The sequence below is a fragment of the Bacillus suaedaesalsae genome (genome assembly GCF_016890225.1).
Lineage (GTDB): Bacteria > Bacillota > Bacilli > Bacillales > SA4 > Bacillus_BS > Bacillus_BS suaedaesalsae.
Window position 1 is genome coordinate 28901 of the sequence record NZ_JAFELM010000044.1, and the last position, 21847, is coordinate 50747.

Here is a 21847-nt window from a genome sequence, read left to right on the forward strand (position 1 = left end):
ATTCTTATCCTTTGCGTTAATCCATAAAGTCATACGGAGAAACGTTTACCATAGCTCTTCTTTCTGCTTCAACACTTAACTCTAATTCAGCATCCACTCCAACTACTACTTGTTGTAATTCTCCACTTCCTAAATGACGATTCATTCTTTCCTTAAGTGTTGTTTGTCGTTTGTTATCTTCTGTTCGATTAATGCTTTGTAATAATGTATCTTCTTCTCCACATAATATTAGAAATTCTTTACTTCTTGTTATAGCGGTATAAATTAAGTTCCTTCTTAACATCCTGTAGTAGCTTCGAACAACCGGGAAAATAACAATTGGGAATTCACTACCCTGTGATTTGTGAACAGAACAACAATAGGCATGTGTAATTTGTGTAAGGTCTTGCTTTTTATACGTAACCTCTGTACCTTCATAAGAGATAACAAGGAGATCTTCCTTTTCAACATTTTCCTTAGCAAAGAAGATGGATACAACCTCCCCCATATCTCCATTAAACACATTTTGGTCAGGTTGATTGACGAGCTGGAGCACTTTATCACCTACTCTATACACCTTATCTCCAAAAGCTATTTCTCTTTTTTGGTCTGATTTAGGATTAAAAAGAGCTTGAAGCTCCAAATTCAAGTTATCAATTCCAGCTGCACCCCGATACATGGGTGCTAGCACTTGAATATCTCTTGAGGAATATCCTTTTTTTATTGCATTTGAACAGACCTTTTTCACTACATCTAACACTTGATATTGATTACACTTAAAAAAGGAACGATCTGGCTTTTGCAGCGTAATATCAGGTGGTAGTAATCCTTTTTTTATCTCATGTGCAAGTTGAATGATTGTTGAGCCCTCTGATTGTCTAAATATATCCACAAGCTTAACGGTTGGAATACTTGAAGAATCTAATAAATCCTTTAATACTTGGCCAGGTCCAACAGAAGGTAATTGATCTTCATCACCAACTAGAATCACTTGAATATGTTCTGGCAGTGATTTGAATAGTTGATTAGCTAACCACATATCAACCATCGATACTTCATCAACAATTAATATTTTCCCATCAATTGGATTGTCTTCATCATAATCGAAACCATCAACACCATTCCATCCTAGCAAACGATGAATTGTTACAGCCGGAAGACCCGTTGATTCATTCATCCTTTTGGCAGCTCGTCCAGTTGGAGCTACTAATAAAAACGGAAAAGGCTCTTCCTTTTTATATTCCTTGGGATCAAGTGAACAGCCATGCAGTTCTGCATATAATTCAACAATCCCTTTTATGACAGTTGTCTTACCTGTACCAGGGCCCCCAGTTAGCAACAACATAGGTGAAGTAAGAGCTTTTTGAATCGCTTCTTTTTGAGAAGGAGCATATTGAACGCTTAATCGTTCCTCTAAAGAACCTAGTGCAAGAAGAAATTCAGATTCCGGAAATTGATCCTCATATTCTGTCTGAGAAAGTATTCGCTTCACACTCGAAACAAAGCCCTTTTCAGCAAAAAATAATGATGGCATGTAATATCGGTTACCTTCATTGACCAACTTACCTTCCTCAACGAGATGTTTAATCTCCCTTTCAACATCCGATTCATTAATACGTTGTGATTGATTTGATTCTAATAATTGTTTTACTTTTTCCGCAAACTGTTCTAGTAACACATACACGTGACCATCTTGCATACAGAACTGTTCAATTATGTATAAACATCCTGCCTTGATTCGATCAGGATGTTCACCAACAATGCCAATCGCCTTTCCAAGTTCATCCGCCTTTGCAAAGCCGACCCCTTCAACATCAGCAATAAGCTGATAAGGATTTTTCTTGATCATTTCAAGAGCTTGATCTCGATATGTTTGATAAATCTTCATTGAAAGTTGTGGACCAAATCCATATTGAGTCAAAGTAATCATTACTTGCTCTAGTCCTTGGTGCTCATGTAACGTCTTCACAATTTCTATAGCTTTATCTGCTGTTAAACCAGGAATATCTTTCAGCGCATTCGGATCATTCATAATTTTTCGAATCGCATTTTCACCAAGTACTTCTACGATTTTAGAAGCTGTTTTCTTGCCAATTCCTTTGAATAAGTCACTAGAAAGATATTGAATGACACCTTGTTCTGTTTTGGGTACTTCCTTTTGAAAGTGAGTAACATGATATTGAATACCAAATTTCGGATGGTCTTTAAACGTTCCATAGAACGTGTAGCTTTCATGTTCCTGAAGAGGTGGAAAGTAGCCGGTAACAATCGCTTCTTTATCTTCATAATTCTCACTCGTATCTTCAATCTTTATTCTAATAACAGAGTATAAGTTCGAAGCATTATGAAAAATCGTAACAATTGGATAACCTTTAACATATTGTTCACTCACCTATTCCCACCCCTTTCCTTATTAATTTGAGTAGATCATTGTTGTTCTAGCAAGCGTTTCCCATTCCCAGCTAATAAATGGTCAGGTTGAATTTCTATTGCTTTATTGAATTGTTCTAACGCTTTCGATTCATTTTCTTTATATGCATAAGCAACACCTAAATTAAAGTATACGTCTGCATTTTGAACATCTCTATCTGTTAGTGTTTCGAACGTTTTAATTGCTTCATCGATTAGCCCTAATTGCGCCTGGCAAATCCCGAATTGGAATAGAGCATCTTCATCCTCAGGATTAAGTTCAGCTGCTCGTTGTAAATAGGGTAATGCATGTTTAAATAATTCCTGATACATGTACGTTATGCCTAACATGAAGAACACATCTTGATTTTCTAACCCTTTTTCAATGGCTTTAGAAAAATAATGTGTAGCACTTTCCAGTTCTTCTAATTCAAAATAAATATTTCCTGCGCTGTAATAGGCAGTAGCCATATTCTCATCAATCTCAATAGCACGCTTATAGAAAGCAAGTGCTTTCTCTGTTTCTCCAATAGCAGCCAGTAAATTTCCGAAGTTTACATTTAGGATTGGATCATGTGGATTTTCCTCAAGTGCTTCTGTAAATACTTTCGCCGCTTCCTCAAGCTTTCCTTCCTGCATAAGCTCGATTCCGTGTTTATTTTTATCTATCATGATTAGTTCCTCCTACTATACGTTGTTAACAATCTTAAAACCTCAGACCACTAAAGGCTGAGGTTTATATCGTTTCATTTATTCTAGTTACACATACCAAAGTTGTTCTGAGTTTCTAAACACATCGTCAATCGTACCGCCACCTAAGCAAACTTCTCCATCGTAAAAAACAACTGCTTGTCCTGGTGTTACAGCACGTACAGGTTGATCAAAAATCACTCTTACATTTTGACCATCAACAATTTGAACTGTAACTCCATGGTCCTCTTGTCGATAGCGGAATTTAGCTGTACATTTCACTTCTCCATGTATCGGCTTATTTGACACCCAACTAATATTCGTTGCAGTAATCGTATCTGAATATAATAATTCATTTTCAAAGCCTTGTTCCACATAAAGAATATTTTCTTTTAGGTTTTTCCCAACAACAAACCAAGGGTCTCCACTTCCACCAATACCAAGACCTTGTCGTTGTCCGATTGTGTAATACATTAATCCATCATGTTTTCCCTTCACTTCACCAGACAAAGTCTGCATTGTACCAGGTTGTGCAGGTAGGTATTGTTTAAGGAAGTCCTTGAAGTTTCTTTCACCGATAAAGCATATTCCTGTACTATCTTTTTTCTTTGCTGTCGCAAGGCCAGCTCTATCTGCAATTGCCCTCACTTCTGGTTTTGTTAAATCTCCTAATGGAAACATTACCCTTGATAGTTGATCTTGACCTAACTGATTTAGGAAGTAAGTTTGATCTTTATTAGTATCGCTTGCGCGGTACATTTTATATTCACCGTCATCAAATCCTACCTTTGCATAGTGACCAGTTGCTAAATAATCCGCACCTAAATCAAGCGCATGCTCAAGGAATGCTTTAAACTTAATTTCCTTATTACACATCACATCAGGATTAGGTGTTCTTCCACCTTTGTACTCATCTAGGAAATACGTAAATACTTTATCCCAATATTGTTTTTCAAAGTTAACTGCATAGTATGGTATACCGATTTGATTACATACTTTTATGACATCATTGTAATCTTCTGTTGCTGTACAGAAGCCTGTTTCATCTGTATCATCCCAGTTCTTCATAAAGATTCCAATTACATCGTAGCCCTGCTCTTTTAATAAGAGGGCTGCCACACTAGAGTCAACACCACCAGACATACCGATTACTACTCTAGTTTCACTAGGTGTTTTCGTTGTCATGGCTGTCACCTCCTCATTAAACGTTGCACAATTCGTACTGTTTCTTCTGCAACTTTTGTAATTTGTTCTTCTGTATTTCCTAAACCGAAGCTATAACGAACTGATGAACGACCACGTTCAGATTCAGTCCCAAACATTGCAACAATGACGTGTGACGGTTCAATTGAACCAGCTGTACAAGCAGATCCACTTGAGGCCGCAATCCCTGCTAAATCTAAGTTAACTAGAAAGGATTCTACATTCATTCCAGGAAAATAAAGATTAAAGATATGTGGTAGTCCATGTTCTTCACTACCATTTATTTCGTAGGAAATATTTTTGTCGTTTAAGATCGATTTAAAAATATCTTTATACCTCTTATAAGTATTTTGACGGTTTTCCATGTCAGTTTGTGAAAGTAGTACAGCCTCTGCAAGTCCAAGAATACCCGGGACATTTTCGGTTCCAGCTCTTCTCTTTCTTTCTTGTTCTCCTCCGAATGTGAGGGAAGAAAGTTTTGTCCCTTCACGTACATATAAAAACCCTATACCTTTTGGACCATTAATTTTATGACCGGAAACAGATAATAAATCAACCTTTAAGTCATCTACATTTACTGGTATTGCACCAAACGCTTGTACAGCATCTGTGTGTAAATACGCTGAATGGTTAGATAATGTATCTGAAATTTCTTGTATAGGTTGAATGGTTCCAACCTCATTGTTACCGAGCATAATTGTAACGAGAATCGTATCATCACGTAACGCCTCTTTAAAATCAGACATTTGTATACGTCCGTCTACACCAACTGGAAGATACGTCACTTCAAATCCTTGTCTTTCTAATTGCCCACAAGTATGAAGTACAGCGTGATGTTCAATTGAGGTGGTTATGATATGTTTACCTCTATCACTATTGGCCATCGCTGTTCCAAGTATCGCCAGGTTATCAGCTTCTGTTCCACCTGATGTAAAGATAATTTCACTTTCCTTCGACCCAATGCTGGATGCAATGCTTTCTCTTGCCTCATCTATTGCTTGTCTGCTTTTTCGTCCAAAGGAGTGAATACTCGATGGATTTCCGAATGTGGTCGTCATGAAAGCTAGCATCTTTTCTGCTACTTCAGGATACACGGGTGACGTTGCAGCATGATCTACATAAATTGCTTCTTTCACCGCTTTCACTCCTTTCTACGTTGTTCTGATAGTATTTTAGCCTAAATATAAAACATATAAGCGTTCTGATCGTCTTCGTAGTTCGCTAAATCTTCTAGCGTTGTGTTATCTAATACTTCTCGTACTGCGTCCCTAATTCGAATCCAAAGATCACGTTTTGCTGGTTCTTCTTCATCTAGAACTTCAACTGGATTTATTGGCCCTTCCAGAACAGAAATAATATCCCCAGCAGTGATAGCAGCTGGTTCTTCTCCTAACAAGTAACCACCGTATGCTCCTCTAATACTTTTTACAAGTCCTGCATTACGTAATGGTGAAATTAACTGTTCTAAGTAATGCTCAGAAAGGTCATACGATTGAGCAATCGATTTTAAAGATATCGGACCATTACCATATTGCTTCGCAAGCTCAATCATAATGGTTAAGCCATATCTTCCTTTAGTTGAAATTTTCACAGACGAACACTCCTTTTATATCGATCATTCTTCAAAGTAGAACGTTATTTACTTATCGTCATTTCAGCCTGGATGGTTGTGTTACTTACGCGAAGAAATTTCTCCATGATCTTTTCGCAATGAGGTAATGTAACACCGACGATCGGACCAATTGTAAAACCAAATAAAAAAGTACCTAAAGAAACAGGACCACCTAATAAAAACCCTACAGATAGTACAATTACTTCCATGCCTAACCGGGTACGAGATACTTTCCATCCAGTTTTTTCTGTTAGGACTAACATTAACGTATCTCTTGGCCCAGCACCACGTTTCGCCGAAATATAAACCCCAATGCCATACCCAATAATAGCTACCCCTGCTATAAGCATTACGATTCTGCCTACTAAATGATAAGGAGTCGTAATAAAGGGTAGTAACATGAAGAGGTCAATAAATACTCCGACTAGCAACATGTTTAAAAAAGCACCTATCTGTGGCCATGATTTAGATAATACACTCGTCGAAAACAATACTAAAAAACCAATAATAATAGACCATGTACCAATCGTTAAACCAAATTGTTTATATAAACCGATATGCAGTACATCCCACGGGGCTACTCCGATATCAGCTTTAATCATCAAGACAATGCCAAACGCCATAATCATTAAACCAATAAAAAATACAGACCACTTAATCACAGAACTCTGTAATCTGCTTCTCGACTCACTCTTCATAAATGAACCCTTCTCTCGCTCTAGATCTTCACTGATTTCCCATTGGCAATCTTGTTACGGAAAAAATTATAGCACAATTCGTAGTTGATTACATTTTTATCGCTTAAAAAACAATGTTATCATAGAAAAATAGTAATGAGGTAGGAGAGTACACGATGAATCAACAACCATTAGCGTATAGAATGCGCCCTAGTACAATTGAAGATATAATCGGACAACAACACTTAGTTGGAGAAGGAAAGATACTTCAACGAATGGTAAAGGCAGGTCATTTATCGTCAATGATTTTATACGGACCACCCGGTGTTGGAAAGACGTCCATTGCCCGTGCACTAGCAGGTAGTATGAAAATTCCGTTTCGAATGTTGAATGCGGTCGTTAATAATAAAAAGGATATGGAAATTGCGGTTGAAGAGGCGAAGATGTCTGGCAGACTGTTATTAATTTTAGATGAAGTGCACCGCTTAGATAAAGCAAAGCAGGATTTCTTATTACCTCACCTTGAAAAAGGATTAATAACGTTAATTGGAGCTACAACCAGTAATCCCTTTCACGCAATAAATCCAGCCATTAGAAGTAGATGTCGCTTATTTGAGTTAAAACCTTTAACACCAGAAGATATTATGGAACTTATTAACCGTGCATTACAAGATCATGAAAATGGGTTAGGGAAATATCATGCAATACTGACTGAGGATGCATTGCAGCATTTAGCCTATTCCTCAAATGGTGATACTAGAGCTGCGTTAACCGCACTTGAATTAGCGGTCTTATCAACTGAACCTGACAATGAAGGAAACATACAAATTGATGTTACTGTTGTAGAAGAGTGTATGCAGCAAAAAAGCTTACAGTATGACAAAGATGGTGATGGACATTATGATGTTTTATCTGCATTTCAGAAGTCCATTCGTGGAAGTGATGTAAATGCAGCATTACATTACCTAGGTAGGTTAATAGAAGCTGGAGACATGGTTAGTATAAGCAGAAGATTGTTAGTCATTGCCTATGAAGATATCGGACTGGCAAATCCTGGTGCAGGCGCAAGAACTTTATCAGCAATTGAAGCAGCCGAGCGAATTGGCTTCCCAGAAGCACGGATTCCACTTGCTCAAATTATTATTGAGTTATGCTTATCACCAAAATCCAATTCTGCAATTACAGCGATTGATGCCGCCATAAATGATATTAGAAAAGGAAATATTGGAGATATCCCATTACATTTAAAAGATGCCCATTATCATGGCGCAAAAGAATTGGGCCGGGGAGTCGAATATAAATTCCCTCATGATTATGAATCGGGATGGGTTCCACAACAATACCTACCAGATCCTTTAAAGAAGAGAAAGTATTATGAGCCTAAGAAAACAGGGAAATTTGAACAAGCATTAGCGACAATCTATGAAAACATAAATAAGAATAATAAAAATTAAAGAATTTTATATCGACAAAACTAGTAAACGTATAAAATCCTACTTTTCGGTAAATGCTAGATAAAAAATTGCTAAGCTACGAAAATAGGAGTGATACAGATGAAAGTTCGTTCAGATGCTTGGACACATGAAGATGATTTACTATTAGCAGAAACAGTACTTAGATACATTCGTGAAGGTGGAACGCAGCTTCAAGCCTTTGAAGAGGTAGGAGATAAGTTAAATCGAACTTCTGCCGCCTGTGGTTTTAGATGGAATGCAGAAATTCGAAGGCAGTATGAGCAAGCGATTCAAATTGCTAAAAAACAAAGAAAAGAAAGAAAGCGAGCTCTAGCTAACTCAACTCCTGCCGGACAAAAGTATGAATCTACCACAAGAGTTCAGCAAAATCAGGTAGCAAGGCCTACACAATCACCTGCACCTGCAGTTGCCATGAAACAGGAAATGGCTGAAGAGTTTACACCAGTTTCTACTACTAATATGACAAGAATGAATAAAAGTCTATCATTAGATGACGTGATCTCTTTTCTTGTTCAATATAAACAACAAGGATCACAAGGGACACAAGTAAAACTTGAAAATGACAGATTGAAGCTAGAAAATAATGAGTTAAAGAAGAAGAACGAAGAGTTACAACACAAAGTAGAAAAACTAACAAAAGAGCATTCTACTATTCAAGAGGATTACCAAGCATTAGTCCAAATAATGGACCGCGCTCGTAGAATGGTAATGTTTGAGGAAACAGAAGAAAGACAAGCACCTGTTTTCCGTATGGATAAAAACGGTAACTTAGAAAAAGTAGCAAAATAATGAAACTACAAGCATTGGGAGTTTCTCCCACTGCTTGTAAGTTGAAGCAACCTTAGTTTTAACTGGCGTTATTATAATACTCCGTATTATTAGTTTTGAAGTGGAATTATTAGTACCAATATAAATCGAAAAAGAAACTCCCGGCATATAACTGCCGGGAGTTTGTTTAATTTTGAACACGATTGATTTTAATATCTTTCGTAATTTGTGTTATAACATGTCCACCCATTATCAATCCTGCAACTGATGGTACAAATGCGTTTGATGATGGTGGCATTTTTGCTTTACGAATTTTTGCATTTTCGTCTGTAATTTCTTTTCGAACATCTTCACGAATGACAATCGGACTTTCATCAGAGAAGACAACCTTAATTCCTTTATGAATTCCTTCTTTTCTTAGACGTGTACGAATGACTTTGGCAAGCGGATCTGTATGTGTCTTTGAGATGTCTGCAATTTTAAAACGTGTTGGGTCCGTTTTATTCGCAGCCCCCATACTTGAAATAATAGGAATGTTTCTATTCAGACATTCTTTCATTAAATGAATTTTGTATGAAATCGTATCTGATGCATCAATCACCCAATCTAAACCATGACTGAAAAACTGTTCGTACGTTTCTTCGGTATAAAACATCTTTAACGCTATAACTTCGCATTCTGGATTAATATCTGCAATTCTTTCCTTCATAACTTCCACTTTTTGTCGGCCGACTGTAGACAATAACGCAATGACCTGACGGTTAATATTTGTAATATCTACATCGTCTTTGTCTACAAGCACAATTCTTCCAACTCCAGATCTTGCAAGAGCCTCAGCAGCAAAACCTCCAACTCCTCCAACTCCCAATACCGCAACCGTGGAGTTTCTCAGAAGGTCTAGTCCTTCCTTACCCATCGCTAATTCATTTCTTGAAAACTGATGTAACATCTAGTAGCACCACTTTCTTTATAAACTGTTCGTTATATTTGTTTTTCCCGTTTACAACATTATCATACTTTTCTTCAATGTCTAGTATTTCTATTGGAATTTTAAAACGGTATGAGTAAAGTTGCAACTTCTTTAAGTGAATTTTAATATATATATTTATATGTTGTGATTAGAGAAGATTGTGTCCATTCTATTATGTATTTACGCACCTGAGACAATTTTTCAACAAGGTTGTCGTAATATGAGCGAATTTTTTGCCTTTTATCGGCGAACAACTCTCGTTTTCTTAGACTTCATTCTCCAACTACATAGGCTAAAAATAAAGATACAAAAAACCTATGCCTAAGCATAGGTTCATTTCATTGTTCAAGAAGTCCCGATTGTGCCGCCCGGCCTTCGTTTTGAACCCGCACCTAAGCAGGTGGGTGCCCTGTTCTAACGTATGTAAGTCCAGTAATAGGCATTTACGCGGTTAAGAAACTCCGGGCTCCCGGATAACATATTGTTCGGTCAAAACAATAGGTTATAAGACGAACACATCAGGACTTTGTAAAATAATCATACCATATCCAAATTCCCGATTCAAGGAACACCTAAGAAGAAGAATTAATCTTGTTTTACTTTTTCTTTAAGGTTTAACTTCAAGTGAAGGTCATCCAATTGTTGCTCCGATACTGCTCCTGGTGCATCTGTTAACGGATCGCTTGCACTTGCTGTCTTAGGGAAGGCAATTGTATCTCTTAAGTTACTTCTTCCAGCCAGTAGCATCACTAAACGGTCTAGACCTAGTGCAATTCCACCATGTGGAGGTGTTCCATATTCAAATGCTTCCAGTAAGAAACCGAATTGTTCTCTTGCCTCTTCTTGTGTAAATCCTAACGTCGCAAACATTTTTTCTTGAATATCACGTTCGAAAATACGAAGTGAACCTCCACCTAACTCATATCCATTTAATACGAGGTCATACGCCTCAGCACGAACACTTCCTGGATCTGTTGAAAGTTTCTCAAGATCTTCTCTAGCTGGCATTGTAAACGGATGATGAGCAGCGAAATAACGCCCTGCATCTTCGTCATATTCAAGTAATGGCCATTCTGTTACCCATAGGAAGTTGTATTTTGATTCATCAATTAATTTACGTTCTTTTCCTAATTTCATACGCAGTGCACCTAAAGCGTCAGCAACTACAGGCGTTTTGTCAGCAACAAATAATAATAAGTCGTTTTCCTCTACAGATAACGCTGAAGTTAGAAGAGCTTGTTCTTCTTCGTTAAAGAATTTAGAAATTGGACCTTTAAGCCCTTCTGCCTCTGCCTTTAGCCATGCTAAACCTTTTGCACCATATACCGCAACATATTCTGTTAAGGCATCAATATCCTTTCTAGAATAATCTGACGCCCCGCCTTTTACATTGATCGCTTTTACCTTTCCACCGTTTTCAACAGCCGAGCTGAATACTTTAAAGCCAGATTCTCTTACAAGATCAGAAACATCCATTAATTCCATCCCAAAGCGTGTATCTGGTTTATCTGAACCAAAGCGGTCCATCGCTTCTTGGTATGTCATTCTCGGAAATGGAGTTGAAATTTCAAGACCTTTCGCACCTTGTACTACTTGTTGCATCATTTTCTCCATTAGTGAGATAATCTCTTCTTGGTTCATAAATGATGTTTCAATATCAATTTGTGTAAATTCAGGTTGACGATCTGCACGAAGGTCTTCGTCTCGGAAGCAGCGTGCTACTTGATAATAACGCTCGAAACCACCAACCATTAATAACTGTTTGAATAGCTGTGGAGATTGAGGCAGTGCATAAAATTCTCCAGGATGAACACGGCTAGGAACTAAATAGTCTCTCGCTCCTTCTGGAGTACTCTTTGTTAAAATCGGTGTTTCAACTTCTAGGAAGCCCTCTGCATCTAAGAAGTTTCTCATTGTTTTTGTCACGTTATGTCTTAGTTTAAATGTTTCTACCATTTCAGGTCTTCTTAAGTCTAAGTAACGATATTTTAAACGAATGTCCTCTGACACATCCGTTTGATCAGAAATCGCAAACGGAGGAGTTTTTGCTGCATTTAGTATTTCAATTTTCTCTGCCACTATTTCAATTTTTCCAGTTTTCATGTTTGAATTGACAGTTTGTTCCGATCTTGCTATGACTTTCCCTTCTACTGCAACAACATACTCACTTCTAATACCTTCTGCAATTTTTAGGGCTTCTTCTGAAACATCCGGGTTAAAAACAATTTGTACAATTCCAGCTCTATCACGTAAATCGATAAAAATTAATCCACCTAAGTCACGACGTTTGTTTACCCAGCCCTTTAGCTGCACTGACTGACCGATTTGATGTTCTGTTACATCACCACAATAATGTGTTCTTTCCATTCTCTCTCCTCCTATTTTTATCCCAATTTCCCTTTTACTACATCAACTAGTGTTTCTATTACTACTTCTTCTTGTGTCCCAGCTTGTAAATCCTTAATTGATACCACATTTCTTTCTAGCTCTTCATCCCCGATAATGATGACGAACTTCGCATTTAAACGATCAGCACTTTTAAATTGTGCTTTTATCTTTCGATCTAAATAATCTGTTTCTACAGAGAGACCTGCTTTTCGAAGCTCATTGACGAGGTGTATACTCTTCTTTTTTGCCATTTCACCTAACGTTACAACATAGCATTGAATGCCTGTCTCAATTGGTAAATCAATATTCTCAGCTTGAAGAGCTAATAACAATCTTTCAATACTTAAAGCAAACCCTATACCCGGTGTTTCAGGTCCACCTAAGTCTTTTGCAAGTCCGTTGTATCGTCCTCCACCACTGAGCGTCGTAATTGCACCAAAGCCTTCTGCATCACTCATAATTTCAAACGCAGTATGATTATAGTAATCTAACCCGCGTACTAGTCCAGGATCAACGACAAACGGGATTCCCATCGTATTTAAGTAATCTTGAACCTTTTCAAAGTAAACTCTTGACTCATCGTTCAAGTAATCTAATATTGACGGAGCTGTATCCATTAATGGATGTTCTCTATCTTTCTTACAATCCAAAATTCGAAGAGGATTCGTTCCAAGTCTATTTTGACAATCAGAACAAAACTCTGAAATGTGTGGTGTAAAGTGAGAAACAAGTGCATTTTTATGTGCAATTCTACTTTCCTGGTCACCGAGACTATTAATAATAAGCTTTAATCTCGTTAAACCAAGACCTTGATACATTTGCATTGCAAGAGAAATTACCTCTGCATCAATGGCAGGATCTGCACTTCCTAAAGCCTCGATACCAAACTGTACAAACTGACGATAGCGACCAGATTGTGGTCTTTCATATCGAAACATCGGACCGATATAGTAAAGTTTTACAGGTTGATCCGCCCAGCCAAACATCTTATTTTCTACAAATGAACGTACAGTGGATGCTGTTCCTTCGGGGCGTAACGTAATGCTCCGACCACCTCTATCTTCAAACGTGTACATTTCCTTTTGAACGATATCTGTTGTATCCCCTACTCCCCTTTGAAATAGATCTGTATGTTCAAATATTGGAGTTCGGATTTCTTTGTAGTTAAACCTTTTACATAAGTCTCGTGCTTGTTCTTCGATAAATTGCCATTTTTCAACAACGCCAGGCAAAATATCTTGTGTTCCCCTTGGGATTTGAATTGCCATTGATTTTCCCTCCTATTGAATGGTGATTACTGAAGCAGACCAAGGAAAATAAAAAAAGCCCCCGTTCCTACTCCTAATGAAGTAGGGACGAGAGCTAAACCCGTGGTGCCACCCTAATTGAAGTTATATGTAACTCATGTTTTTACACATACAAATTTTAAACTTCCACTTTAAACAGTTAACGCCTGCCTGCGTTCATCTCCTACTACATTCGGAGAGAAACCTACGGAGTGTCATTCATTAAGGCATCATGCAGAAATACTCGCAGCCAAGGTATTTCATCTCTGGTCATTTGTTTCTTAATTACTTGTCTCCATCATTGGTTATACGTATATTCGATTGTTAATTATAATACGGATGTTTAATTGCATTGTCAAGAAAATTTATCCTATTCTAACTGTAGCAAATTCCCACTTCTAAACTTAGGAAGTCAGCACTCTAAACTGAAGTTTCACTGTTAACCTAAGTTCCTCTTCTAACCCATTAGGGCAAAGTCATCCCCTATGATTGAAATTTTCACATTAAGAGCGACCTAAATGCTTTTTTAATTGTTTTACTTCACGAATAGAAAGACCAAATTCAGATGCTAATTCCATTGTTGTATTTACGTTCTCTTTTTCAATAAAATCATGAAAGTTTACCCCAAATAATTGTCCAGTACCATTTGAGACAAATTCACTTTTATCGCTGTATCTCATGATATCTTCCTTTCCAAAATCCAAAAATATATTTTCTATCATTTATCTTGCCCAGTAAGTTCAATTTATTTCAAAAAAAGACAAGGAATTTCACAACTTTTATCGAACTCTATTAGTTGGATTAAAACAAACTCCTAAAATTACGTGCTTGCTAGACAAAAGGAGGTTTTTCAACATTGAAAAAGGCAATGACATTAATTTTAGCTTTAACCTTAGTTCTATCTATTTATGTACCAACACCTATTCATTCAGAAGCTACGAAAGTAGTCATCACAGCTGACAGCTTAAAAGTTCGTTCAGGTCCAGGGTTATCTTATCCTGTCGTATATGGTGTAAAACAAAATGAAAGCTATGAAGTCATTTCGAAAGAAGGTGACTGGATAAAAATTAAGCTTTCAAAAAATGCCAGTGGCTGGATCGCAAGTTGGTTTGCAAAAGAACAATCCAGTTCCTCTACAACTTCTCCAGCTAAACCTGAAGTTAAAGCAGATGAAAAGTTGATATCAAATGCGGATGGATTACGCATCAGAAAAGGTCCTGGAACTAGTTTTCAAGTAGTTGGTTCAGTTAATAAAGGGGACGTGCTTGAGTACAAGGAAAAAAGCGAAAGCTGGATAAAGATTTCGTTTAAGCAATTTGAAGGTTGGGTTCACAGTGACTACTTAAAAGGAATCCCAACTGAAGAAAAGAAACAAACACCAAACACAACAGTATTAAAAAAAGGAATAGTTAAAGCTACATCCTTAAAGGTTAGAGAAAAAGGTTCATTATCAAGTGCTGTTATCGGCAGTTTAGAAAACGGGGACTCGGTAAGCATTTATGGGGAGCAAGGAAGCTGGTATGAAATTGCATTAAATGGCTCTAAAAGAGGCTGGGTTCACAGGGATTATATTACGATTAGTAAATCTGAGGAACAGCCTAAAAACGATGATAAACCCGCAACTACTACAACAGCCGTTGTTACAGCATCACTCTTAAATGTTCGTGACCAAAATACGTTGGATGGTAAGGTCATCGATAAGGTGAAAAAGGGAGATAAGCTAACAGTTTTATATGAACAAAACAATTGGAGTAATGTTAAGCTACCGAACGGAAAAGAAGGCTGGGTTGCTGGATGGTATTTAGAGAAGACAACATCTAGTACGACTCCTGAGGAGCCTAAAAACTCAGATACATCAACGGTAACTATTCTCTATGACACAACGAATATTAGAAAAGGACCTTCGACTTCAGATTCCATTGTTGCAAGAGCCAATCAAGGAGATACCTTTACTATTATTGAAAAGGTAAATGATTGGTATAAAATATCTTTAGGTAATGGGAAAGAAGGCTATGTCGCAGGATGGATTGTTTCGACTACTGGTTCTATCGGAAAAGTCGAAAAGCCAGGAATGAATCAATACTTAGATGGTAAGACGATTGTCATTGATCCAGGGCACGGTGGAGCAGATAGTGGAGCCATAGGAGTAAAAGGAAATTTCGAAAAAACGCTAACTCTTAGAACGGCAAAACTATTAGATGAAAAGCTACGTGCTGCAGGTGCTAAAACCATACTTACACGAAGTCAAGATGTGTATGTAAGTTTAAGTAATCGCGTCAGTCTTTCTAATTATTATCAAGCTGATGCATTTTTAAGTTTACATTATGATAGCACGGTGTATCCTTCAGTTAATGGTATTACAACATACTACTATGATAAGTCGAAGGATTATAAATTAGCTGAAACTCTTCAATCTGAAATGATAAAGCAGACGTCTTTCCGGAACAGAGGAGCTAAGTATGCTAATTTTCAAGTACTAAGGCAGAATAAACGGCCTTCTGTATTGTTAGAGCTTGGGTTTTTAAGTAACATTTCTGAAGAAGCACACGTAGTAACTTCTACTTACCAAGAAAGAGTCACAACTGCTATATTCAATGGCTTGGCTCAACAATTTAAATAAAAAAGAAGCCACTTGGCTTCTTTTTTATTTGCTTTCTATTATTAAGGTTACAGGTCCTTCATTCACAAACTTCACATCCATCATGGCACCAAACATACCTGTTTCCACGTGAATGCCGAGTCTACGAAGTTCCTCATTAAATTCATCATATACCGTTTTTGCGTAATCGGGTTTTGCAGCATCCATAAAGTTAGGACGTCTTCCTTTTTTACAGTCACCGTATAACGTAAACTGCGAAACTGAAAGTATCTCACCTTGAATATCGAGTAAAGAATGATTCATTTTTCCTTCATCATCTTCAAAGATCCGTAGGTTTGCTATCTTTTCAGCAACGTATTTAACATCCTCTTCTGTGTCAGTGTGAGTTACACCTACTAATAGCATTAGTCCTTTGTTAATGTGACCCACGACATTTCCCTCTACTATTACCGATGCTTCTCTTGCTCTTTGTACTACTACCTTCATTGTCACTCACCTTAATGCATCATTCTTCTAACCGCATAAATATCTGGAATTTGTTTAATTCGGTCAACAACCTTTTGTAGATGGTTGACATTATGAATAGAAATTGCCATTGAGATTGTTGCCATTTTGTTTCGGTCTGACTTCCCTGAAACAGCTGTAATATTTGTTTTCGTTTCGTTTACAGCCTGAAGAACTTCATTCAGCAAACCTCTTCTGTCGAATCCAGAAATCTCAATCTCAACATTATATTCTTTTCCTTCTTTTGCATTGCCTTCCCATTCTACAGATAAGAGGCGATCCTTCGTTTCCTCTGTATGAATGTTTGTACAATCTTCCCTGTGTATAGAGACTCCACGTCCTTTTGTAACAAAGCCTACTATTTCATCACCAGGCACAGGGTTACAGCATTTAGAAAGACGTATGAGTAAATTATCAATTCCTTCTACGCGGACGCCACTATCCTTTTTCTTAGATACAGAGAATTTCTTTAAGTCTTGTACCGCTTCAACAATTGATGTCTCTTGCTCTAAATCACGTTTTCTACGCCATTTTTCAGTTAATCTTGTTGCAATTTGAGCAGCTGTAATTCCGTTATAACCAACTGCTGCGTACATGTCTTCATCGTTCGAGAAATTAAACTTATCAGCTACTCTTTTTAGATTTTCTGAGGAAAGTATTTCTTTCATCTCAACGTCCAACGATAACGCCTTAATTTCTTTTTCTACAAGTTCTTTCCCTTTTACAACGTTTTCATCACGTCGTTGCTTTTTAAAGAACTGTCTAATTTTATTTTTCGCTTGAGACGTTTGAGCAAGTTTTAACCAATCTTGGCTCGGACCATAGGAATGCTTAGAGGTTAAAATCTCAACGATATCACCCGTTTTTAGCTTATAGTCAAGAGTGACCATTTTACCGTTTACTTTCGCTCCAATTGTTTTATTTCCGATTTCAGAGTGAATTCGGTATGAGAAGTCAATTGGGACAGATCCTGATGGTAATTCGAACACATCTCCTTTTGGAGTAAATACGAAAACCATATCAGAAAATAAATCGATCTTTAAAGACTCCATAAACTCTTCAGCATTATTAGCGTCATTTTGCCATTCTAGAATTTCTCTAAACCATGTAAGTTTCTTCTCAAACGATTCTTGCTCACTCAATTGTTTATTTTCTTTATATGCCCAATGAGCGGCAATCCCGTATTCTGCAATTTGGTGCATTTCACTCGTTCTAATTTGAACTTCTAATGGGTCCCCTTGTGGACCAATAACGGTTGTATGCAGAGATTGATACATGTTTGCTTTTGGCATTGCGATATAATCCTTGAAACGTCCAGGCATTGGCTTCCAGCATGTATGAATAATTCCTAAAATCGCATAGCAATCCTTTATGCTGTTCACTACAATACGAACGGCAAGTAAATCATAAATCTCGTTGAATTGTTTATTTTGCATCGCCATTTTTCGATAAATGCTATAAATATGCTTAGGTCTGCCGGAGATCTCCGCATGAATGGATACTTCTTTTAGACGGTCTCGCACCTCATTCATTACTTCTTCCAAGTATTGCTCACGTTCTGCACGCTTCTTTTTCATTAAATTAACAATACGATAATATTGTTGCGGATTTAGATATCTTAGTGCAGTATCTTCAAGCTCCCACTTAATCTTTGATATCCCTAATCGATGTGCCAAAGGTGCAAAAATTTCAAGAGTTTCATTCGAGATACGGCGTTGTTTTTCCTGTGGTAAGTGCTTAAGTGTCCTCATGTTATGAAGACGGTCAGCAAGCTTAATTAAAATAACACGAATATCTTGTGCCATTGCAACGAACATCTTACGGTGATTTTCTGCTTGTTGTTCTTCTTGAGATTTATATTTGATTTTACCTAGCTTTGTGACACCATCAACTAGCATTGCAACCTCTTTGTCGAATTCCTCTTCGAGATCCTGCAATGTTACATTCGTGTCCTCTACTACATCATGAAGAAAGCCAGCCGATATCGTAACGGGGTCCATCTCTAAATCAACTAAAATACCCGCTACTTGAATTGGATGTATAATATAGGGTTCACCTGATTTTCTATATTGCTCCTCATGAGCTTTATTTGCATACTCGTATGCTTTTTGTACGAGTTTTATATCTTTTTCATTTAAGTATTTTGCAGCCTTTTCAATTACTTGATTAGCTGTCAGTACTTGCTCGTTTGCCATGGAATCACCTGATTTTAAGTGTGTAATAAAAAAAGAAGAGAGTATTCTCTCTTTATTCCTTTATTCAAACTATTAGATTAAAATTATTATTGTTACTATTATCTTGAAAAAACGTACAGATGTAAAGGAATAACACTAACTTTTCACTCACAAATACTGCCAGTATAAGAAAAAGAGTGCCATTTAGACACTCATGTTGGTTTTATTAATATTGCATTAAAGTTAAAACGTCGTAACCATCAAGCTTTGAACGGCCATCTAAATAAGATAATTCGATTAAGAATGCAATACCCGCTACAACTCCACCTAGTTGTTCTACTAGCTTAATTGTCGCATCAATTGTTCCACCAGTTGCTAAAAGGTCATCTGTAATTAGAACACGTTGACCTGGTTTGATTGCATCTTTGTGCATTGTAAGTACGTCTTTACCGTACTCTAGACCATACTCAACCTTCACTACTTCACGTGGAAGTTTTCCTTCTTTTCTTACAGGAGCAAATCCTACTTCAAGTGCATACGCAACTGGACACCCGATGATGAATCCTCTCGCTTCTGGTCCAACTACTAAGTCAATCTTCTTTTCTTTTGCGAATTTAACAATTTCGTCAGTAGCAGCCTTGTAAGCCTCACCATTGTCCATTAATGTTGTAATGTCTTTGAATTGAATTCCTTCTTTTGGCCAATCCGGTACGATTGTTATAAACTTTTTGAAATCCATTATGTTAATTGCCTCCTATACTGTTACCAAACCTGTATAAACATGATCAAACCAGTTCTTTAATTGTGAATAGGAAGAGTAAAGCAGTTCGTTCTCTATCTCAATTTGATCTTGTTTTTGTGAATATGTTTTGGATTCTGTTAAGTCACGTTTTGTCGGTTGATTACTCAGTGTGATAATACCATTCTTTATTGTAACAAATTCTAACTCAAAAAACACCTTTGACATGAAATCTATTGTTTCTTTTGACCAACCACGACTTTTTGCTAGCTTCTCACCATGAATTGACAGGTTTAGTTCTTTATTTTTCGTTAAAAATGCATAGAACCATTTAAAATGCTCACGTGTTGGAATCGTCGCAAAGAAATGAGTTTCCTTTGGATGAAATAAACAGTACACTCTCTTTGGTTTTACCTTCTCAATAATCGTACGTATGGACTGAGTGGTAGATGGTAAATCCGCAAAGAAAATGGATTCAATCGTTGATTCTAGATCTTCAAGTGACTGCTCGTCATAAACAAAAATCTTATCTGTGTAGGATTGAAGTTGTAACGACTGAATCGATTCAGGATGGAACGTTACAATTTTGTCATTATCTTTTAACAAAGCTACCTGCTTACTATTACTTTTATTCCCTCTCAAATCGAATAATTGCCATTCTCTTACCCAAATATCATTCACCATAATTTGTGGTTTTAGATGATTGTTCCATTCATTGATGGACAATTCTCCTAATACCGAGATTTTTGCTAATGGGGAAATATGGTCTGTGACATGTCCAAATCCGAAAGCAATTCCATCTAAGGTTGTCCCAGCATCTTCAAGCAAAATCTTTAAGTGACTTTGATCTGAACCAATTTTCTTCATCTGGGAAATTGCATTATCATGGATTGCTACTTTAGGCTTAGGATTCCCCACACCATAAGGAGATAGTAGATTTAATTGTTTAATTGTATCAATTGTTACATCTTCTATCCTACATTCGATGTCAACATGAGTGACTGGGATAAAGTCTTCATCTGTCAACTTCTCATTTGCAAGGAGGTTTAACCTCTTTCGTAGCTCGTCCACATGTTCTAACGAAAGCGTCATTCCAGCTGCCATCGTATGTCCTCCAAAGTGAGGAAGTATATCGCGGCAAGTGGAAAGGTTTTCGAATAAATCAAAGCCTTCAATACTTCGAGCTGAACCTTTAGCAATGTTCTTTTCTCTATCAATACTTAACACAATCGTTGGACGATAATACTTTTCTACGAGTCTAGAAGCAACAATCCCAACTACTCCAGCATTCCAATCTTCTTTTGCAATGATTAATACAGAATGATCAGTAAGAGGAAACTCTGCCTCAATCATATCGATCGCTTCTTGTGTAATTTCATTTACAATCATTTGTCGTTCTTTGTTAATTGCATTCATCTCATCAGCAATTGATGCCGCTTCATCTGGGTCTTTTGTTAAGAACAGATCAACAGCAGGATCTGCGTCTCCTAATCTACCAACTGCATTAATTCTTGGCCCAATGCTGAAACCTATCGTTTCTTCAGACACTTCGGATTGATTAACATTACAAGCTTTTAGTAATGCGAGAATACCAGGATTTTTCGTTTGTTGAAGTGCTTTAATCCCCTTCCTTGCAATTAAACGATTTTCATCATGTAATGGTACTAAATCAGCAATCGTACCAATCGCTGCAAAAGCTAAAAAATCCTGAGGAACTTCCTCTAACAAAGCTTGCGCAACCTTTAGCGCAACTCCAACTCCCGCTAATTCATGAAAAGGATATTCGCCTCCAAGCTTTTTCGGATGAATAATCGAAAACGCTGCCGGAAGTGTTGGTCCTGGCTCATGATGATCTGTAATAATTAAATCAATACCTAATTGTTTGGCAAAATTCGCTTCATTTAGTGCCGAGATACCTGTATCAACCGTGATAATTAATCGATATCCTTCATCATATGCCCACTGAAAAGCCCCGCTATTCGGTCCATATCCTTCTGAAAAGCGATTCGGTATGTAAAAGTCCGCAGTCGCTCCTAGCATTCTTAATGCGCCGATCATAACGGTTGTACTACTAACGCCGTCCGCATCATAATCCCCAAATACTAATATTTTTTCATTATTATTAATTGCTAGTTTAATTCTCGCAACCGTTTCTTCCATACCATCTAATAAAAATGGAGAATGAAACGGCTGACTTTCGATATTCAAAAACGTCTGTGCATCCTCTACGGTATTGATGCCTCTAGTAATTAATAAATTGGCAATTAACTTCGGAACTGATAGACCGTTCATTAATTGTTCCGTTACTTGTTCATTAACTTCTTTTTGCATCCACCGTGTTTTGGACGAAAACATGAAAATCACCCCTTGACCC

The 21847-nt window shown here is 37.3% G+C and carries 17 protein-coding genes, 1 other RNA gene and 1 other annotated feature; of the genes, 3 read left to right on the plus strand and 15 right to left on the minus strand.

Annotated features, from left to right (window positions below):
- Positions 1-16 precede the first annotated feature (16 nt).
- From recD2 to JR050_RS18705, 6 genes are all read right to left on the minus strand, one after another.
- The gene (gene recD2 / locus JR050_RS18680) at positions 17-2371 is read right to left on the minus strand and encodes an SF1B family DNA helicase RecD2 (RefSeq protein ID WP_204205180.1); all 2355 of its coding nucleotides are present in this window, start codon (positions 2369-2371) and stop codon (positions 17-19) included.
- 35 nt (positions 2372-2406) lie between these two features.
- The gene (locus JR050_RS18685) at positions 2407-3060 is read right to left on the minus strand and encodes a tetratricopeptide repeat protein (RefSeq protein WP_204205181.1); all 654 of its coding nucleotides are present in this window, start codon (positions 3058-3060) and stop codon (positions 2407-2409) included.
- 87 nt (positions 3061-3147) lie between these two features.
- The gene (gene mnmA, locus JR050_RS18690; RefSeq protein ID WP_204205182.1) at positions 3148-4263 is read right to left on the minus strand and encodes a tRNA 2-thiouridine(34) synthase MnmA; all 1116 of its coding nucleotides are present in this window, start codon (positions 4261-4263) and stop codon (positions 3148-3150) included.
- 5 nt (positions 4264-4268) lie between these two features.
- Positions 4269-5417 carry an IscS subfamily cysteine desulfurase gene (locus tag JR050_RS18695; RefSeq protein WP_204205183.1) on the minus strand — a complete coding sequence of 383 codons (1149 nt, stop codon included), beginning with the start codon at positions 5415-5417 and terminating at the stop codon, positions 4269-4271.
- Between the two features lie 41 nt (positions 5418-5458).
- Complete coding sequence (cymR, locus tag JR050_RS18700; RefSeq protein WP_204205184.1) at positions 5459-5872, minus strand: cysteine metabolism transcriptional regulator CymR; 414 nt, start codon at positions 5870-5872, stop codon at positions 5459-5461.
- Between the two features lie 44 nt (positions 5873-5916).
- Positions 5917-6591 (minus strand): YczE/YyaS/YitT family protein, encoded by a 675-nt coding sequence (locus JR050_RS18705; protein WP_204205185.1) that lies wholly within the window; start codon positions 6589-6591, stop codon positions 5917-5919.
- A 155-nt stretch (positions 6592-6746) separates the two neighbouring features.
- Here JR050_RS18705 and JR050_RS18710 point away from each other — a divergent pair, with 155 nt between their 5' ends.
- On the plus strand, positions 6747-8024 hold the full coding sequence (locus JR050_RS18710) for a replication-associated recombination protein A (RefSeq protein WP_204205186.1): 1278 nt from the start codon (positions 6747-6749) through the stop codon (positions 8022-8024).
- A gap of 99 nt (positions 8025-8123) precedes the next feature.
- Positions 8124-8834, plus strand: a complete 711-nt coding sequence (locus JR050_RS18715) for an RsfA family transcriptional regulator (RefSeq protein ID WP_204205187.1) — start codon at positions 8124-8126, stop codon at positions 8832-8834.
- A gap of 166 nt (positions 8835-9000) precedes the next feature.
- Here the strand turns inward: JR050_RS18715 and JR050_RS18720 are convergent, their stop codons facing one another.
- The 5 genes from JR050_RS18720 to JR050_RS18740 all read right to left on the minus strand — a co-directional run bounded on the left by JR050_RS18720 (position 9001) and on the right by JR050_RS18740 (position 14137).
- Complete coding sequence (locus JR050_RS18720) at positions 9001-9762, minus strand: tRNA threonylcarbamoyladenosine dehydratase (RefSeq protein ID WP_204205188.1); 762 nt, start codon at positions 9760-9762, stop codon at positions 9001-9003.
- Between the two features lie 369 nt (positions 9763-10131).
- Positions 10132-10311: non-coding RNA, 6S RNA (ssrS, locus tag JR050_RS18725), on the minus strand.
- Between the two features lie 57 nt (positions 10312-10368).
- Entirely contained in the window at positions 10369-12150 is a 1782-nt protein-coding gene (gene aspS, locus JR050_RS18730) for an aspartate--tRNA ligase (protein ID WP_204205189.1), read from the minus strand.
- Between the two features lie 17 nt (positions 12151-12167).
- Entirely contained in the window at positions 12168-13439 is a 1272-nt protein-coding gene (gene hisS, locus JR050_RS18735) for a histidine--tRNA ligase (protein ID WP_204205190.1), read from the minus strand.
- 80 nt (positions 13440-13519) lie between these two features.
- Positions 13520-13768, minus strand: a binding site (T-box leader).
- A gap of 192 nt (positions 13769-13960) precedes the next feature.
- The gene (locus JR050_RS18740; RefSeq protein ID WP_204205191.1) at positions 13961-14137 is read right to left on the minus strand and encodes a hypothetical protein; all 177 of its coding nucleotides are present in this window, start codon (positions 14135-14137) and stop codon (positions 13961-13963) included.
- 176 nt (positions 14138-14313) lie between these two features.
- Between JR050_RS18740 and JR050_RS18745 the strand changes: the two genes are divergently transcribed.
- Complete coding sequence (locus tag JR050_RS18745) at positions 14314-16077, plus strand: N-acetylmuramoyl-L-alanine amidase family protein (RefSeq protein WP_204205192.1); 1764 nt, start codon at positions 14314-14316, stop codon at positions 16075-16077.
- Positions 16078-16101: 24 nt separating this feature from the next.
- Here the strand turns inward: JR050_RS18745 and dtd are convergent, their stop codons facing one another.
- The 4 genes from dtd to recJ form a co-directional block, all read right to left on the minus strand.
- A complete protein-coding gene (dtd, locus tag JR050_RS18750; protein WP_204205193.1) occupies positions 16102-16542 on the minus strand; it encodes a D-aminoacyl-tRNA deacylase in 441 nt (146 codons plus the stop codon).
- A gap of 11 nt (positions 16543-16553) precedes the next feature.
- A complete protein-coding gene (locus JR050_RS18755; protein ID WP_204205194.1) occupies positions 16554-18755 on the minus strand; it encodes a RelA/SpoT family protein in 2202 nt (733 codons plus the stop codon).
- 205 nt (positions 18756-18960) lie between these two features.
- Positions 18961-19473 (minus strand): adenine phosphoribosyltransferase, encoded by a 513-nt coding sequence (locus JR050_RS18760; RefSeq protein WP_204205195.1) that lies wholly within the window; start codon positions 19471-19473, stop codon positions 18961-18963.
- 15 nt (positions 19474-19488) lie between these two features.
- Positions 19489-21828 (minus strand): single-stranded-DNA-specific exonuclease RecJ, encoded by a 2340-nt coding sequence (gene recJ / locus JR050_RS18765; protein WP_204205196.1) that lies wholly within the window; start codon positions 21826-21828, stop codon positions 19489-19491.
- Between the last annotated feature and the right edge of the window lie 19 nt (positions 21829-21847).

Coding starts and splice junctions, on each gene's coding strand:
- JR050_RS18685 (WP_204205181.1), bottom strand. CDS start 3,060: ATGATAGATAAAAATAAACACGGAATCGAGCTTATGCAGGAAGGAAAG.
- mnmA (WP_204205182.1), bottom strand. CDS start 4,263: ATGACAACGAAAACACCTAGTGAAACTAGAGTAGTAATCGGTATGTCT.
- JR050_RS18705 (WP_204205185.1), bottom strand. CDS start 6,591: ATGAAGAGTGAGTCGAGAAGCAGATTACAGAGTTCTGTGATTAAGTGG.
- JR050_RS18710 (WP_204205186.1), top strand. CDS start 6,747: ATGAATCAACAACCATTAGCGTATAGAATGCGCCCTAGTACAATTGAA.
- JR050_RS18715 (WP_204205187.1), top strand. CDS start 8,124: ATGAAAGTTCGTTCAGATGCTTGGACACATGAAGATGATTTACTATTA.
- JR050_RS18720 (WP_204205188.1), bottom strand. CDS start 9,762: ATGTTACATCAGTTTTCAAGAAATGAATTAGCGATGGGTAAGGAAGGA.
- aspS (WP_204205189.1), bottom strand. CDS start 12,150: ATGGAAAGAACACATTATTGTGGTGATGTAACAGAACATCAAATCGGT.
- hisS (WP_204205190.1), bottom strand. CDS start 13,439: ATGGCAATTCAAATCCCAAGGGGAACACAAGATATTTTGCCTGGCGTT.
- JR050_RS18740 (WP_204205191.1), bottom strand. CDS start 14,137: ATGAGATACAGCGATAAAAGTGAATTTGTCTCAAATGGTACTGGACAA.
- dtd (WP_204205193.1), bottom strand. CDS start 16,542: ATGAAGGTAGTAGTACAAAGAGCAAGAGAAGCATCGGTAATAGTAGAG.
- JR050_RS18755 (WP_204205194.1), bottom strand. CDS start 18,755: ATGGCAAACGAGCAAGTACTGACAGCTAATCAAGTAATTGAAAAGGCT.
- JR050_RS18760 (WP_204205195.1), bottom strand. CDS start 19,473: ATGGATTTCAAAAAGTTTATAACAATCGTACCGGATTGGCCAAAAGAA.
- recJ (WP_204205196.1), bottom strand. CDS start 21,828: ATGTTTTCGTCCAAAACACGGTGGATGCAAAAAGAAGTTAATGAACAA.